Origin of the sequence: Bradyrhizobium sp. SZCCHNRI1029, from assembly GCF_032487555.1 — a bacterium.
Lineage (GTDB): Bacteria > Pseudomonadota > Alphaproteobacteria > Rhizobiales > Xanthobacteraceae > Bradyrhizobium.
Genome location: NZ_JAUEUK010000013.1, coordinates 29203 through 43773, shown reverse-complemented (window position 1 = coordinate 43773; position 14571 = coordinate 29203). Strand labels below are relative to the sequence as shown.

Genomic DNA, 14571 nt, shown 5'->3' with positions numbered 1-14571 from the left:
AGAAAAGGAAGGGCCGCTGCGCTACCCCTGAGAAAGGAACGCAAGCGGCCCTGCAATCGGCTCTAGTTTTCAGGGCTCGTCTAACGGCAGGACAGCCGCCCCTACAAGCGTGGAAATGCCGGTCCGAATCCGGCGCCCTGAGTCACCGAATAAGTGGGACCGCTTTGGTTGCAGCCTCAGCGATCCCTAGCCACCCACCCGAGATTGCGCCCCGGGCCGATGACCAAATCAGAATATACGCTTTGCAGAGCGTGTTTTCCAAAGTCGCCCCAGGCCCAAACGAGGATTGCGCCCTCATGAACGTTCTTTCCCGCGAACAGCAGATCACCATCATTGCCTGCCTCACCGAAGGCCAGAGCATCCGCGCCACTGAACGCCTGACTGGCATTCACCGCGACACCATCATGCGCCTTGGCGAGCGCGTCGGGCGCGGCTGCGCCGAACTGCACGACCGCATCATGGTCGGCATCCGCACCGGCCGGTTGGAACTGGACGAAATTTGGGGCTACGTCGGCAAGAAGCAAAAGCGCGTTGAGCGCCACGAGCTGACCCACAAGGGCGACCAGTACACCTTCGTTGCCCTGGCCTCCTCCGCTAAGGCGATCATCGCCTATCGCACTGGCAAGCGCGACAGCGAGAATACGGACCTATTCGTGCAGGACCTTCGCCAGCGGGTCATCGGGGTTCCCGAGATCAGCACGGACGGCTTCCACCCATACAAAAATGCGATCCGGGACGCCTTCAAAGGCCGAGCCTCGCATGGCGTCATCTTAAAGACCTACAGCGTAGTGAACCTGGCTGTAAAAGAAGCTGCGCGGCGCTACAGCCCTGCCGAGGTAGTAGCGGTAAGCCGCAAGGTAGAGAGTGGCTTTCCGGGTCAATATCTCGACCAGCTACGTTGAGCGCCAGAACCTCACCTTGCGGATGACACAGCGTCGGTTTGCCCGGCTCACGAATGGCTTCTCAAAGAAGCTGGCGAACCACGAAGCTGCCGTGAGCCTGTACGTGGCCCATTACAATCTCTGCCGGGTCCATGAAGCGCTGCGGACCACCCCAGGGATTGCGCTCGGGATCACAGATCGCGTCTGGACGATCGGCGATCTTATCGACGCCGTGTTGCCCTTGGAACCGAACCGTCCGGTGCGGGTGAAACGGAACTTCCGAGTAATTGATGGAGAGAAAGCCTAGACAACAGAACTTATTCCGCTGACAATTCATAGGCTTGGCAAAAATGTCACACGCATTCTCACGATCGGTTAACCCACTGAAATTGCTATTGATTTTTTGGAACAATAGAACTATCTTGTCGTTAGCAGAATTATTCTGAGCGTTTGGAGGTTCCCTATGACCAATCTTGCTGACCTAAAAGTCCACTTTGGCAAGATCGAAGGTCGCCATGTCGCGGCGACTGGACGCTCGCCGTATTTCTACGTAGAGGCGGAGACTCACCAAGAGGCTCTCGAACTGGCGACGCGCGCATTGTCTTTCTACCAGCGTGTAGCAGCGAAGCACGGCGGTCAGATTCCGTCGGCCGCATTTACCGGCTCAATCAACGCGAAAGAATTGGTGGCGGCCTAATGCCCCGCCACTATGTAGATATTTCCGGCATTTCTGACGAAGAACTGGAAATGCTAGGGTATTATCTCGTTGAAGCTGAGGAAGAGTTCGCCCTTTACGACAAGAAGGGCGAACACTTTATTGTGCACAAGCGCGGACAGCGCCGCTTTATCTATGTTGACGATATCAACGATGCGATCATCTTGCGTGGCAAAGCTACAAGACCTGCGCCGCCACGGAATTAATTCAGACGCTAAGACAGGTGTCCTAAGTTCCATCGTCAAGTGTCCTATTTAGGACAGCACCCCGCACTGCGCGCGTCGCCCCGGAGTGACGGCGGTGTGAGGCGGCCGGTGTGCCCCTGCCCTCGCTAGAACCAGATCTGCATCGCCACCTCATGCCCATCGCGCGGCGGCTCGCCCTCCGGCAGGCAGCCGGCACAATCGCGGGCGGCGAGCGCGACCGCGCAGGCGTCGAGCACGTCGTCGGGCTTGGCGCCGGTGCCGCGGCGGGCACGGGTCAGCCAGTCGTCGATCGCTTCGAAGCCCGCGGCAACTAACAAGTCGCGCCGCACCCCCGCGCCCTGCTCCGTCTTCTTTGACGGCAGCGGCGCGCCGTGGAGGCGCAGGAACACCAGCTCCGGATGGACCTCGCGGATGTCGAGCCCGCGATGCGCGCGCACAAACATATCCACCTCCATGATCTTGCGGCCGAGATGCCAGAGCTGGCGGGAGGCGCGTGGCTGTCCGCGCCGGGACGCCTCTGCATTGGCGTGGTCCGGGTCGGTGAATTCCTCCCATAGCCAGCGCCGCGCGCCGGTGAAAACGCGGGAACGGTGCGGCGCGAGAGCTTCACGCGCAAGCCTGTCGCACGCGCGCCCGCCGTCATCGGTCATGCCGATCGGAATGTCGATGGCGGCGCGGACGAACGGGTCCGCCAGAGCCGTCGAGATCTCCGCCGGAAAGCTGATTGCGCGCTCGTCACCGTCGATCGCGACCGCTACCCATCCCCGTCGGAAGCCATCGAGCCCAATGAACATCGCCCCAGCCGCAGCGGATGCGCCCGTCAGGCCGGGCGCCGCGGCACGATCGCGATCGGATTGAAGGTATAGACCGCCTCATTGTGCTGATTGTAGGCCGTCCATCTGATCCGCACGATGCCTTGGGGCTTGCTCTGCGAGGGCACGAGATCGACGACCTCGCCCTCGAGATGAAGCGTGTCGCCCGGCCGCACCGGCTTCAGCCAGCGCAGCTCGTCGACGCCGGCGCCGAACAGCGGATGCGGGCCAAACGGACGCGCTTCCGCCGCCAACCGCATCGCGATCGCGGCGGTGTGCCATCCGGAGGCGGCCAACCCCTTCAGGATCGTCTTCTCCGCCGCCTCCTCGTCGAGGTGAAACGGCTGCGGATCGAACTCGGCGGCGAAGCGCTTGATGTCCTCGCGCGACACCGTCGCCTCGCCGCTCTTGAACCTCATCCCGACCTGGAGGTCATCGAACCATTCGACCATCACATCCTCGAATCGCGCGGGGCGGCTGCGATGATGACCTCAGCCGAGGTTCAGCTCCTTGAAGAAGTCGTTGCCCTTGTCGTCGATGATGATGAAGGCCGGGAAGTCCACCACCTCGATGCGCCAGATCGCTTCCATGCCGAGTTCGGGGTATTCGACGACCTCGACCTTCTTGATGCAGTGCTCGGCGAGGTTCGCCGCCGCGCCGCCGATCGAGCCGAGGTAGAAGCCGCCATGCTTCTTGCAGGCCTCGCGCACGGCCGGCGCACGGTTGCCCTTGGCGACCATCACCATCGAGCCGCCGGCGGCCTGGAACTGATCGACGAAGGAATCCATGCGGCCCGCGGTGGTCGGGCCGAACGCGCCGGAGGCGTAGCCGTCCGGGGTCTTGGCGGGGCCGGCGTAGTAGACCGGATGGTTCTTGAAGTAGTCCGGCAGCGGCTCGCCGCGGTCGAGACGCTCGCGCAGCTTGGCATGCGCGGCATCGCGCGCGACGATCATGGTGCCGGTCAGCGACAGCCGGGTCTTGATCGGGTTTTTCGACAGAGTGGCAAGGATGTCCTTCATCGGCTGGTTCAAGTCGATTTTCACGACCTCGCCGCCAAGCGCCTGCTCGACCTCCGGCAGATACTGCGCCGGATGATGCTCGAGCTCCTCGAGATAGACGCCGTCCTTGGTGATCTTGCCGAGCACCTGGCGGTCGGCCGAGCACGACACGCCGAGACCGATCGGCAACGACGCGCCGTGGCGCGGCATGCGGATGACGCGGACGTCATGGCAAAAGTACTTGCCGCCGAACTGCGCGCCGACGCCGAGCGACTGCGTCATCTTGTGGATTTCCTGCTCCATCTCGAGATCGCGGAAGGCATTGCCATCCGGGGAGCCCTGGGTCGGCAGCGCGTCGAGATAACGCGCAGACGCCAGCTTCACCGTCTTCATGCACAGCTCGGCCGAGGTGCCGCCGATCACGATGGCGAGGTGATAAGGCGGGCACGCCGCGGTGCCCAGCGTCAGGATCTTTTCCTTGAGGAACGCCAGCAGCCGGTCCTTGGTGAGCACCGAGGGCGTCGCCTGGAACAGAAAACTCTTGTTGGCCGAGCCGCCGCCCTTGGCCATGAACATGAACTTGTAGGCGTCCTCGCCCTCGGCATAGATCTCGGTCTGCGCCGGCATGTTGTTGGCGGTGTTCTTCTCCTCGTACATCGACAGCGGAGCGACTTGTGAGTAGCGCAGGTTCCGGCGCAGATAGGCGTCGCGCGCGCCTTGCGACAGCGCCGCCTCGTCGTCGCCATCGGTGATGACGTTGCAGCCCTTCTTGCCCATGATGATCGCGGTGCCGGTATCCTGGCACATCGGCAGCACGCCGCCGGCGGAGATGTTGGCGTTCTTCAGGAAGTCGAGCGCGACGAACTTGTCGTTCGGGCTGGCCTCCGGATCCTCCAGGATGCTGCGCAGCTGCTTCAGATGGCCGGGGCGCAGAAAGTGGTTGATCTCGCCGAACGCGGCTTCCGACAAGGTCCGCAGCGCCTCCCGCGACACCACCAGCATGTCGCGGCCCAAGACCTTCTCGACCCGCACGCCGTCGGTGGTGATCTTCTTGTAGGGCGTGGTGTCCGGCCCGAGCGGAAACAGCGGCGTGTGCTTGTAGGGCGGGACGGGCTTGGACTGGTCGGGGAAGGCGGTCGGCGCGTTCATGGCGAGCTCGTGGGGTTCTAAAGATGGCCGCCCAAAGCGGTCTTGACAGGTCTGATACGCTACCCGTCGGAAGCCTTGCAAGACATGTCTCGGCACAGCGGCAGAGGGGTACGATCATGGCAAGTTTTGTCCTGATTCCAGGAGGTTGGCACGGCGGCTGGATGTACGCTGCGCTCTCGGCCAGGCTCCAGCAGGCCGGCCATGACGCCTATGCGGTGACCTTGAGTGGATTGGAGCAGACACCGGCCCGCGCCGCCCATGCCGTCAATCTCGACACCCATATCGCTGACGTCATTGATCTGCTGACGATCGAGGACCTGTCCGAGGTCATCCTGTGCGCGCACAGCTATGGCGGCATGGTCGCGACCGGCGTCGCCGACCGCGTGCCGGAAAGGCTCGCCGCACTGATCTATCTCGATGCCTTCGCACCCGAGAACGGCCAGTCATGGTGGGATCTCGCCGGTGATGCGTATCGCCAGTTCGTGATCGAACGTGCCGGGCATGACGGGCTGACGGCGCTGCCGCGCGAAGGCTCCGATCCGCGCCGCCGGCCGCATCCGCTCGGGACCTTCATCCAGGCCCTGAAGCTCCACAGTCCGGCGCCGGCGGCTCTGCAGCGCACCTTCGTCTACGCCAGCGGATGGAGCGCGACGCCGTTCACCGCGCAATATGAGCGGCTGCGCAACGATCCCGCGTGGCGCGTGCACGCATTTGCGTGCGGGCACGATGTCGTGCAGCACGCACCCGACGAGACGTTCGACCTGCTGATCGAGACGGCCCGCGAGGTCGCCGCAACATGACGCCGCGACCGGCGCAATGTCGTACGGCGAGATTGATTGCGATCCGTCGCCGAATTATGTAACCTTAGATTGTTGACCTATTCATTTTCCTCCTGGAGGCGTCATGAAACGAGGTCTCTTCGTTGCCATCACAATTGCTCTTGCCCTGATCACCATGGCCCCCGGCAGCGCCGGCGCGGTCGGTCCCGGTCGTGCGTGCGGCGGATTTGCCGGCATCCCTTGCAATGCCGGTCTTTATTGCGAATTCCCGGCCGGCCAGTGTGGCCGGTTCGACATGATGGGTGTCTGCCGCCGAAAGCCGACGTTCTGCAATCGCATCTACATGCCGGTGTGCGGCTGCAACTTCCAGACCTACGGCAACGACTGCGAGCGCCGCGCCGCCGGCGTATCGCTGTCGCATCCGGGCCGCTGCTGGTTCTGACGAAGCGATCGCGCCACTGCCGCCGGCAGGTGACCGCGGCCCGTCAACACGCGGTCACGTCGGCCGACGATCTTGTGCGGCCGCGGCGCATCGCGCTTGCATGACCTCCGCGCGCAGGCTTCAATGGCGCGGGGGTATTTGGAATGCAGTCATCGCTTTGCTCATTTGGCCGCTTGGCCGGTTTTGTTTTTCTCGTTGTGTTGAGCAGCGCGCTGCTGCCGCAGGCCGCGCGGGCGGATCGCTGCGACGACCTCGCCAAGGAATTGAAGAACGGCATCGACGGCATCAAGATCGGCCAGACCGCGGCCGGCACCGTCTATCTCGCCCATCCCAAGGCGCGCGAGATCACGCTCGGCTGCTCATCGAAGAACGTCAGCAATCAATTGTTCGGAAAATCCGAGCGCAAGCCGACGCCGGCCTTCATCGAGCTGATGGCGAGCGCGGCGGCGATCGTGTTCACCTTGCCGAAGGACGACATGCAGCGCGGCGTCACACGCTGTTACCGCCGGCTCGGGATCTTCCGCGGCGACGACGTCGCCAGCCGCTACCGCCGGCTCGACATGCGCTGCGCCCGAACCAAGACCGAGTCCTCGATCACGATCAGCCGCAGCAAGGACCAATAGGCCGGGGGTGACGCAACAGCCTTGCGGTTTCTGCGCCGGCGGCAGCGACCCGTTCACTATTCGCCGCGCCACCGACAGTTGCAGACAATTCGAACGATCTGATTGACGAAGTTTTCGTGAGCGATGGCCACGCTTGTCGCAACACCAAGCGAGGAGCTGGACAATGTCCGTTTCGAGCGTTTCGTCGTCATCGCCGCCGCCCTCACCGCCGCCGATCTCGACCGAGACGACCAAGCCGCAGACCCAAGACACGCAGGCGCGGAACCAGACGCAGCAGAGCCAGGCCGTCAATCCCGCCAAGACCGGCGACGAGGCGGCCGCGGAGAAGCAGGCCTCGCGTCCGCCGCTGCCGCCCGGCCAGGGCACCCGCGTCGACATTCTCGCCTGACGATCCCACACCCCCAGGCCAACTTCGTATAGCGGCGGCGCCTCAGGCGCCTGCCGCTATACGTGTGATGGCATCGCCGATACGACTCCACCCCTGTCCCATGATGTCGAACTGAAACTTGTTGCCCGGGAAGACGAAGCCGTCATGGACCATCCGCAGATGCGTGCCGCCCTCGGCCGGCGTCAACGTCCAGGTCACGACGCTGTCGAGCCGTAAGCCGTGGGCCGGATTGGAGTCCGAACCGCCCTTCCAGGAATAGCTCAGCAGATGCGGCGGCTCACAGGCGAGCACCTCGCAATGAACGACGCCATCCCAGTCGCCCACCGGCTCGGTGCGGAAGGTGAAGCGATGACCGGTGGCCGCGACGAAGTCGTTCGGCATCAACCATTTCGCGATCAGGTCGCTCGTGGTCAGCGTGCGCCAGATCTTGTCGGGCGAATGGGGCAGATGCTTCTCCACCACGATCGCATGCGCCTCACCCATCACTCGGTCTCCTTCAACAGTGCCTCGAGGCCGGCAATGCGCTCATGCCAGAATGCGCGGTAATGACCGAGCCAGTCGACCAGCGGCGCCAGCCCTTTTGGCGCGACGCTGTAATAGTTGTGGCGGCCGTCGCGCCGTTCGCTGACCAGCCCGGCGTCGCGCAGCGCCTTGAGATGCTGTGAGATCGCCGGCTGCGATACCCGCGAGCCCTGCACCAGGCCGGTGGCCGCCACCTCCCCCTCGCGCGCGATGCGCTCGAACACGGCCCGCCGCGTCGGGTCGGCAAGCGTCTTCATGACGGATGTCAACTGGGCTTCGACGGTCATAAGGAATGTATAAGCCAATACTTATACATTGTCAACGGGTGGCGCCGCGGAGCCTCGCCTCACGCATCCAGCGCCTTGTAGTGGCGGAAGATGCCGTCCTCGTTGAAGGCGATGCGGCGCTCGCTGCCGAGATAGGCTGATATGTTGGGCCTGCTGGCGACGCGGTCATGCAGCGCGATGAGGCTCGGGATGTTGCGCTCGAACGCCATCATGCGCTTCGGGAACGCGTAGCGCAGGCCGGCGACGATCTGGAACAGCGACAGGTCCACATAAGTGAGCCGGCGCCCGGTGACGTAGGCGCCACCGCTTTTCGATAGGAGCTGCTCGAAATAGCCGAGGAATTTCGGCACCCGCTCGCTCCAGAACTCGGCGGTGCGCTTCCTGGCCGGCGCGCGCTGGTCCTCGTAGTACAGCGTCGGCCCCAGCGGATGATGCGTGTCATGGATCTCGACCACGAAGTCGGTCACGGTGAGCTGCAGCTGATGCACCCAGAGCTGGCCGGCTTCGGCCTTCGGCGCGAGCCCATGACGGCTGCCGAGGAACAGCAGGATGTTGGCGGTCTGGCCGATGACGCGGCGGCCCGCTCTCAGGAAGGGCGGAGCGAAGGGCGGCGTGTCGCTGACCGCCTCCATCATCGCCGTCATCGTAGCGATGCCGTCCTCGCGCGCGACGTCGCGATAGGCGGCGCCCGCCTCCTCCAGCGCGAGACGCACATATTCGCCGCGGCCCTGGATCATGGGCCAGTAGTAGAGCTCGTAACGCATCGGCCATCCTCGCAGTGATGCGCCCACACGTTCGGCTCGGACGACGTAACGGACGCGGTGTTCGTTCGCCGCGAAGCAGTATAGCAGCCTGCCACCGCCGGTGCTCGTCCGATCGACCGGGAACAGCCGCCATCGGGCTCGCGCGGGGGGGAATTGTTGACAAGCAAAAGCGCCGCGGATTGCTCCGCGGCGCCTGATGAGGATCTCAAGTCAGGCTCAGCTGACCTGCTGGATTCCCGACAGCTGCCAATCGGCGCCGGCGTGGCGTAGGAAGGTCCAGATCTCCGTGACCTCCTGCGGCTGGTCGGAGCCCTCGACCACGCGACCCGAGGCGCGCTCGATGGTCTTGTCGGCCAAGGTGAAGCGCATCGCGACCGTGGCATAGTCGGCGCCATTCTCGCGCCAGGCTTCGGCGAGGTCACCCTGCAGCAGCTTCACGGCGCTGACCTTGTTGACCACCCCGCGGGCCTGGTTCTGCTCGAGATCGCGCTCGAAATACGAGGCCATCTCGGGCGTCGACAGCAGCCGCAGGCGGCCGACATCCTCGTTCGACCAGGCGGACTGGATCTCGCCGAGCAGCCGCTCGAACGCCTCGTAGTCGGCCGGCAGGATCTGCAGCGGCGGCGTGTTGCTGCCACCGCCGAAGCCGCCGAAACCACCAAGGCCGCTGAGGCCCGACCGCAAGCTCGGCTGGCCGTCGGTGGGCGTCGGCGCCGGGCCGGCGGCATAGGCCGGCTGGTTGCGGCGCTGCCACCAGGCCATCCCCATGCGCACCAGGAACACCACCAGCAGGACCTGGAGGATCAGGCCGATGATCGAAGCGAAGCCGCCGAGCCCGGAGAACAGCCCGCCGCCGAACAGCATGCCGAACAGGCCGGCGCCGAGGAAGCCGGCAGCGAGGCCGCCCAGCAGGCCGCCCGCGCGGCCGCCGAACAGCCCGCCACGCGCGGGCGCAGCCGTGTTGAAGCCGCCGGGCTGGCCCGGCTGGGTGATGGTGCGGTTGAACTGCGACGCCGATCCCGGCGCGGTCGCGGTCGGAGGCGGCGCGGAGAAGGTGCGCGTGCCGCGGGAGCCCGAGCTGGAGCCGCCGCCGATCCGGGCGTCGGCCGCCGAGACGGCGAGCACCGTCGGCAGCGCCAGTGAAAGGGCCACGGCCATCGCCTTGAGGAGGCCGCTTTTGCGCTGCATGAAGCTCATCTGTGTTTCCCATAACTCCCCGGAATGGGGATGCCTGTAAGATGGGCACAACCCGCGAAAAGGGAAGGCGGCACGAGGCCGCGCGGCTGCGGCGCGGGGTCGCGGGATGAACGCGCCCGGCCGGCTTGCCAAGGAATTTGCCAAGGAACTCCGGTAACCTATTGCGGCGCCATGGTTTCCTTGACCGCCGCCACGAGCTGGCTGAGCGTGAAGGGCTTTGGCAGGAACGCGAACTGCTGGTTCTCCGGCAGGCTCTTCTCGAACGCATCCTCGGCATAGCCCGAGACGAAGATGATCTTGATCTCCGGATTGCGCTCGCGCATCGCTTTGAGCAGCGTCGGCCCGTCCATCTCCGGCATCACGACGTCGGACACCACGAGATCGAGCACGCCGTCGCACTCGTCCAGCGCCTCCATCGCCTCGACGCCGTTCGACGCCTCGATGACGCTGTAGCCGCGCGAGCGCAGGCCGCGCGCGTTCAGCGCCCGCAGGCCCTCCTCGTCCTCGACCAGCAGGATGGTGCCCTGCCCGGTCAGGTCCGCGCGCGGCTTCGACGCTTCCGCGACGGCCGGCTCCTTGGCGGCGCCGTTGGCCGCGTGCGGTTCGGCCTGGACCTCCGGCACGACGATGTGCCGCGGCAAGAAGATCTGGAACGAAGTCCCCTTGCCGACCTCGCTGTCGACGTAGATGAAGCCGCCGGTCTGCTTGATGATGCCGTAGACGGTCGACAGTCCGAGACCGGTGCCCTTGCCGACCTCCTTGGTCGAGAAGAACGGCTCGAAGATCTTCTCGCGGATCTCGGCCGGAATGCCGGTTCCGGTGTCACTGATCTCGATGCGGACGTAGTCGGCCACCGGCATGCCCTTGTAGGCGGCCTGCGCGACCTCGTCGGCCGAGACGTTGGCGGTGCGCACCGACAGCTTGCCGCCATCGGGCATCGCATCGCGGGCGTTGACCGCGAGATTCACGACCACCTGCTCGAACTGCGAGACGTCGACCTTGACCGGCCAAAGGTCGCGGCCGTGAACCAGGTCGAGCTTGACCTTCTCGCCGATCAGCCGACGCAACAGCATCGTCAGGTCGGACAGTGCGTCGCCGAGATCAAGCACCTGGGGCCGCAGGGTCTGGCGGCGCGAGAACGCGAGCAGCTGCCGCACCAGCGTCGCGGCGCGGGTCGCGTTCTGCTTGATCTGCATGATGTCCTGGAACGACGGGTCGGTCGGCTTGTGCGCGTTCAGCAGGAAGTCGTTGGCCATCATGATGGCCGAGAGCACGTTGTTGAAGTCGTGGGCGATGCCGCCGGCGAGCTGGCCGACCATCTCCATCTTCTGCGACTGGTTGATCTGGTTCTCCAGCGCGCGGCGCTCGGTGGTCTCGAGCAGATAGACGATCGCGGCCTCGGTCTCGCGCTCGTCCTCGTCGACGGCGGTGACGAAGAACTGGCCGAAGCGCTCCTTTGCGCCCTCCAGCATCACCTCGACCGGCGGAATGTCCGCCTGCCCTTCCGAGGCCTGGTTGATCGCGGCGATCAGCAGGTGCCGGTCGCGCTGGCTGACGGTGCGGAAGATCGATTTCGCCGCGGCCACGTCGCCGCTGACGCTCTGCGCCAGCTTGGCGTAACGCGCATTGGCCCTGACCACGGCGCCGCCGCGGTCGACGGTGGCGATTGCCATCGGCGTATGGTCGAAGAAGCGCATGAAGCGCACCTCGGCGGCGCGCTCCGGATCGGAGCGCTCGTCGCGGGCGCGGCTGATGACCAGGGTGCGCGAGGCGCCCGGCTTGCCGTCGGCGCCGAAGGCGAGCTTGTGGTAGAGCCGCGCCGGCATGGTCTTGCCGCCGCGCATCTTCAGGTCGATGTCGAACACCTCGGTGCGGACCTCGCCGGGCACCGCCACGATCGAGGTCAGCAGCGACGCGCCGTCGCCGGAGACGACGTCGGCGAGCTTCAGGCCGCCCGAGCCGATCTCGGCGAGATCGTAGTCGAGCCAGTTGGCGAGCGTGGCATTGACGTAGACGAGGCTGCCTTCCGGATTGACCGAGAAGAAGCCGCACGGCGCATGGTCGAGATATTCGATCGCATGCTGCAGCTCCTGGAACACGTCCTCCTGGCGCTCGCGATCCCGCGTGATGTCGGCGATCGACCACACCGCGTAGCGGGCATGGCGCTTGGTCTGGCCGAGCGGGCGCACGCGCATCCGCAGCCAGCGCCCCTGCGCGCCTTCGGCCGCGGTGATGCGCACCTCCTCCTGCTGCCGCTTGCCCTCGCGCGCCGCCTTGAGCAGGCGGAACACCGCTTCGGAGACATCGGGATTGCCGATGAAGACACGCTCGACGGGACGCGCCTCCTGCGCGGTCGCCGCTCCCGTCATGTTGAGATAGGCGGCGTTGGCGTAGACGACATGGCCGCGCGGATCGGTCACTGCGAGGCCGTCGAAGGCGTGATCGGCGATCGCGCCCAACACCGGATCGTCGGTCGCCTTGTCGGCGAAGCGGACGATGCCGGCGGCGAACGCGAACAGATTGAACAGGCCGACGGTGGCGAGCAGCGACAGCAGGCCGAGAATATAGGGCTGCGCCTGGGCGCGGCCGATCGTCATCAACGCGATCGCGACCGCGACGAGACCGAACGCCACCAGCAGGATCAGCAGAATGCTGCCGCTGCGGCGCGGCCGCTCCGGCAGGCCCACCTGATCCTGTAACCCATCGTTGTCGGAATCGGCGCTCATGGCTCGGGGACGCGACCTGTCGGCTGGGAGCCCCAGCCCGTTCGCGCGGCTCCCCCTTCCACCTGCCTGAATCGACGGGTCAAGCGCAAGCCCGTCAAGCCGATATTCCATGATTTATCCGTATTTTGCGGTCCGTCCATGGACCGAATCGGTTGTCATCGCGGGCGCCCCGAGAGGTTGCGCCGCAGCCCCATCACGTAGCCGATGATCTCAGCGACGGCATGATAATGTTCCACCGGGATCTCCTCGTCGATCTCGACGGTGGCATAGAGCGCGCGCGCCAGCGGCACGTTCTCGACGATCGGGATGTCGTGCGCCTTGGCGACCTCCCGGATCTTGAAGGCGATGTTGTCGACGCCCTTGGCGACGCAGACCGGCGCCGACATGCCGCGCTCGTAGGACAGCGCGACCGAGTAGTGGGTCGGGTTGGTGATGATCACGGAGGCCTTGGGAACCGCGGCCATCATGCGCTTCTTCATGCGCTGCTGGCGGATCTGCCGGATGCGTCCCTTGACGTGCGGGTCGCCTTCCGACTGCTTGAACTCCTCCTTCATCTCCTGCACCGACATCTTCTGGCGCTCGTACCATTGCCGATACTGGAACAGGTAGTCGCCGATCGCGACCAGGGCGAGCAGCGCGACCACCGAGCCCATCAGATGCGTCGTCAGCGAGATCGTGACGCCGAGCAGCTCGCTGACGTCCATATGCAGCAGCGATTCGAGGCGCAGCCGCTCCGGCCACAGGATCATGACCATGACCGTGCCAAGCAGCACGAGCTTGAAGAGGCCCTTGGCGAAATTGGCCGCAGCCTGCTTGCCGAACAGGCGCTTGGCGCCGGCCAGGGGCGAGATCTTGCTCAGGCTCGGCTTCATCGGCTCGCCGGACCAGACCAGGCGATGCTGCATCATGTTGCCGGCGATCGCCGCCAGCATCACCATCAGGATCGGCACGCCGATCGCCGCGATCACGGCGAACGACAGGCTGCGCGCCAGCGCCAGCAGGCCGGCGCCGTCGGTGTGGATCATCCAGGAATTGGCGATCAGGTTGCGCATCGGCACCAGCACCGCGGTGCCGATCGAGCCCGAGAAGGTCGACATCACCAAGGTCGCGGAGGCGATCACGAACCAGGTGTTGAGCTCCTGGCTCTTGACGACGTCGCCGCGTTCGAGCGCCTGGTCCAGCCGTTTTTGCGTCGGGTCTTCTGTTTTGTCTTCGGAATCGGCCTCATCGGACATCGATCGGCCCCCTCACCGCGGCATCATCTCGTGCATGACGCCTTCGAAATAGCCGAGAAACGTTCCCATCATCGCGGTCAGGACCAGCGCGAAGATCAGGAAGCCGATCAGGATCGAGAGCGGCGCGCCGACGAAATAGACCTGCATCTGCGGCATCAGCCGCGCCAAGACGCCGAGCCCGATGTTGAAGACCAGGCCGAACACCAGGAACGGCGCCGATAATTGCAGACCGATCTTGAACGCCGCGGCAAACGCCTTGGTCGCCAGCGAGGCGACGTCGCCGCTCGGGATCAATTCGCCCGGCGCGAAGATCTTGTAGCTGTCGCTGAGTGCGGCGATCACCAGATGATGGCTGTCGGTCGAGAACAGCAGGGTCACGCCGAGCATGGTGAGGAAGTTGCCGATCAGGACGCCCTGCTGTCCCTGCGTCGGATCCACCGCGGTGACGAAGCCGAGTCCCATCTGCTGCGCGATCACGGAGCCCGCGACCTGCAGCGCCGACAGCGTCACCCGCGCCGTCGCGCCGAGCACGATGCCGATCAGGATCTCGTGCACCATCATCACCAAGAGCGGCGACAACGCCTGCAGGTCGACCTGATAGGCCTGACGATGCAGCGGCAGCACGATCATCGTGAGCAGCAGCGCGGTCGCGAGCTTGATGCGGACGGGGATGTTGACCTCGCCGAGGCCCGGCAACAGCATCACCATGGCGCCGACGCGCGCGAAGGCCAGCATGAACACGGCGGCCAACGCCGGAAGGAAGGATATATCGATGCGCATCGTCCGCCGTCACGGCCCTTTCGACCGCATGCTGGTGCGGCACGACGGTCTTTGAAGAGACAGCCTC

18 protein-coding genes are annotated in these 14571 nt (G+C 65.1%); 8 read left to right on the top strand and 10 right to left on the bottom strand.

What is annotated here, in order from left to right:
- Positions 1-296 precede the first annotated feature (296 nt).
- The 4 genes from QW861_RS29225 to QW861_RS29210 all read left to right on the top strand — a co-directional run bounded on the left by QW861_RS29225 (position 297) and on the right by QW861_RS29210 (position 1802).
- Positions 297-902: a hypothetical protein gene (locus QW861_RS29225; RefSeq protein ID WP_316193820.1), complete on the top strand. Its 606-nt coding sequence runs from the start codon at positions 297-299 to the stop codon at positions 900-902.
- Complete coding sequence (locus QW861_RS29220; protein ID WP_316193819.1) at positions 865-1188, top strand: hypothetical protein; 324 nt, start codon at positions 865-867, stop codon at positions 1186-1188. Before QW861_RS29225 ends, QW861_RS29220 begins: the two co-directional genes overlap by 38 nt.
- Positions 1189-1344: 156 nt before the next feature.
- Positions 1345-1578: a hypothetical protein gene (locus QW861_RS29215; protein WP_316193818.1), complete on the top strand. Its 234-nt coding sequence runs from the start codon at positions 1345-1347 to the stop codon at positions 1576-1578.
- The gene (locus QW861_RS29210) at positions 1578-1802 is read left to right on the top strand and encodes a hypothetical protein (RefSeq protein ID WP_316193817.1); all 225 of its coding nucleotides are present in this window, start codon (positions 1578-1580) and stop codon (positions 1800-1802) included. Before QW861_RS29215 ends, QW861_RS29210 begins: the two co-directional genes overlap by 1 nt.
- 125 nt (positions 1803-1927) lie before the next feature.
- Here QW861_RS29210 and QW861_RS29205 read toward each other — a convergent pair whose 3' ends face one another.
- The 3 genes from QW861_RS29205 to QW861_RS29195 are packed head-to-tail and all read right to left on the bottom strand — an operon-like array spanning position 1928 to position 4761.
- The gene (locus QW861_RS29205; protein ID WP_316193816.1) at positions 1928-2596 is read right to left on the bottom strand and encodes a DUF429 domain-containing protein; all 669 of its coding nucleotides are present in this window, start codon (positions 2594-2596) and stop codon (positions 1928-1930) included.
- 26 nt (positions 2597-2622) lie between these two features.
- Positions 2623-3066, bottom strand: a complete 444-nt coding sequence (locus tag QW861_RS29200) for a MaoC family dehydratase (RefSeq protein ID WP_316184631.1) — start codon at positions 3064-3066, stop codon at positions 2623-2625.
- Between the two features lie 39 nt (positions 3067-3105).
- Positions 3106-4761, bottom strand: coding sequence for a fumarate hydratase (locus QW861_RS29195; protein WP_316193815.1), 1656 nt, complete (start codon positions 4759-4761; stop codon positions 3106-3108).
- Positions 4762-4877: 116 nt separating this feature from the next.
- Between QW861_RS29195 and QW861_RS29190 the strand changes: the two genes are divergently transcribed.
- The 4 genes from QW861_RS29190 (at position 4878) to QW861_RS29175 (ending at position 6993) form a co-directional block, all read left to right on the top strand.
- Positions 4878-5561, top strand: a complete 684-nt coding sequence (locus tag QW861_RS29190) for an alpha/beta hydrolase (RefSeq protein ID WP_316193814.1) — start codon at positions 4878-4880, stop codon at positions 5559-5561.
- 103 nt (positions 5562-5664) lie between these two features.
- Positions 5665-5982, top strand: a complete 318-nt coding sequence (locus QW861_RS29185) for a hypothetical protein (RefSeq protein WP_315753128.1) — start codon at positions 5665-5667, stop codon at positions 5980-5982.
- Positions 5983-6125: 143 nt separating this feature from the next.
- Complete coding sequence (locus tag QW861_RS29180; protein WP_316193813.1) at positions 6126-6605, top strand: hypothetical protein; 480 nt, start codon at positions 6126-6128, stop codon at positions 6603-6605.
- 163 nt (positions 6606-6768) lie between these two features.
- Positions 6769-6993 (top strand): hypothetical protein, encoded by a 225-nt coding sequence (locus tag QW861_RS29175; RefSeq protein ID WP_315716033.1) that lies wholly within the window; start codon positions 6769-6771, stop codon positions 6991-6993.
- Positions 6994-7035: 42 nt separating this feature from the next.
- Here QW861_RS29175 and QW861_RS29170 read toward each other — a convergent pair whose 3' ends face one another.
- The 7 genes from QW861_RS29170 to fliR form a co-directional block, all read right to left on the bottom strand.
- Positions 7036-7476, bottom strand: a complete 441-nt coding sequence (locus QW861_RS29170; RefSeq protein WP_316193812.1) for an SRPBCC domain-containing protein — start codon at positions 7474-7476, stop codon at positions 7036-7038.
- Complete coding sequence (locus QW861_RS29165; RefSeq protein WP_316167101.1) at positions 7476-7802, bottom strand: metalloregulator ArsR/SmtB family transcription factor; 327 nt, start codon at positions 7800-7802, stop codon at positions 7476-7478. The genes QW861_RS29170 and QW861_RS29165 overlap by 1 nt, the downstream gene beginning before the upstream one ends.
- Positions 7803-7861: 59 nt before the next feature.
- On the bottom strand, positions 7862-8566 hold the full coding sequence (locus QW861_RS29160; protein WP_315753131.1) for a glutathione S-transferase: 705 nt from the start codon (positions 8564-8566) through the stop codon (positions 7862-7864).
- Positions 8567-8782: 216 nt separating this feature from the next.
- On the bottom strand, positions 8783-9754 hold the full coding sequence (locus QW861_RS29155; RefSeq protein ID WP_315753151.1) for a Tim44 domain-containing protein: 972 nt from the start codon (positions 9752-9754) through the stop codon (positions 8783-8785).
- A gap of 167 nt (positions 9755-9921) precedes the next feature.
- Positions 9922-12489, bottom strand: coding sequence for a cell cycle histidine kinase CckA (cckA, locus tag QW861_RS29150; RefSeq protein ID WP_315753132.1), 2568 nt, complete (start codon positions 12487-12489; stop codon positions 9922-9924).
- Positions 12490-12644: 155 nt separating this feature from the next.
- A complete protein-coding gene (flhB, locus tag QW861_RS29145; RefSeq protein ID WP_315753133.1) occupies positions 12645-13724 on the bottom strand; it encodes a flagellar biosynthesis protein FlhB in 1080 nt (359 codons plus the stop codon).
- Between the two features lie 12 nt (positions 13725-13736).
- Positions 13737-14504, bottom strand: coding sequence for a flagellar biosynthetic protein FliR (fliR, locus tag QW861_RS29140; RefSeq protein WP_316193811.1), 768 nt, complete (start codon positions 14502-14504; stop codon positions 13737-13739).
- Positions 14505-14571: the final 67 nt, after the last annotated feature.

Bases quoted from the DNA above. Each gene is read 5' to 3' on its own strand.
- QW861_RS29155 (WP_315753151.1), bottom strand. From the start codon at position 9,754: ATGCAGCGCAAAAGCGGCCTCCTCAAGGCGATGGCCGTGGCCCTTTCA.
- QW861_RS29200 (WP_316184631.1), bottom strand. From the start codon at position 3,066: ATGGTCGAATGGTTCGATGACCTCCAGGTCGGGATGAGGTTCAAGAGC.
- flhB (WP_315753133.1), bottom strand. From the start codon at position 13,724: ATGTCCGATGAGGCCGATTCCGAAGACAAAACAGAAGACCCGACGCAA.
- QW861_RS29170 (WP_316193812.1), bottom strand. From the start codon at position 7,476: ATGGGTGAGGCGCATGCGATCGTGGTGGAGAAGCATCTGCCCCATTCG.
- cckA (WP_315753132.1), bottom strand. From the start codon at position 12,489: ATGAGCGCCGATTCCGACAACGATGGGTTACAGGATCAGGTGGGCCTG.
- QW861_RS29215 (WP_316193818.1), top strand. From the start codon at position 1,345: ATGACCAATCTTGCTGACCTAAAAGTCCACTTTGGCAAGATCGAAGGT.
- QW861_RS29165 (WP_316167101.1), bottom strand. From the start codon at position 7,802: ATGACCGTCGAAGCCCAGTTGACATCCGTCATGAAGACGCTTGCCGAC.
- QW861_RS29195 (WP_316193815.1), bottom strand. From the start codon at position 4,761: ATGAACGCGCCGACCGCCTTCCCCGACCAGTCCAAGCCCGTCCCGCCC.
- QW861_RS29205 (WP_316193816.1), bottom strand. From the start codon at position 2,596: ATGTTCATTGGGCTCGATGGCTTCCGACGGGGATGGGTAGCGGTCGCG.
- fliR (WP_316193811.1), bottom strand. From the start codon at position 14,504: ATGCGCATCGATATATCCTTCCTTCCGGCGTTGGCCGCCGTGTTCATG.
- QW861_RS29210 (WP_316193817.1), top strand. From the start codon at position 1,578: ATGCCCCGCCACTATGTAGATATTTCCGGCATTTCTGACGAAGAACTG.
- QW861_RS29190 (WP_316193814.1), top strand. From the start codon at position 4,878: ATGGCAAGTTTTGTCCTGATTCCAGGAGGTTGGCACGGCGGCTGGATG.
- QW861_RS29185 (WP_315753128.1), top strand. From the start codon at position 5,665: ATGAAACGAGGTCTCTTCGTTGCCATCACAATTGCTCTTGCCCTGATC.
- QW861_RS29160 (WP_315753131.1), bottom strand. From the start codon at position 8,566: ATGCGTTACGAGCTCTACTACTGGCCCATGATCCAGGGCCGCGGCGAA.
- QW861_RS29175 (WP_315716033.1), top strand. From the start codon at position 6,769: ATGTCCGTTTCGAGCGTTTCGTCGTCATCGCCGCCGCCCTCACCGCCG.
- QW861_RS29180 (WP_316193813.1), top strand. From the start codon at position 6,126: ATGCAGTCATCGCTTTGCTCATTTGGCCGCTTGGCCGGTTTTGTTTTT.
- QW861_RS29225 (WP_316193820.1), top strand. From the start codon at position 297: ATGAACGTTCTTTCCCGCGAACAGCAGATCACCATCATTGCCTGCCTC.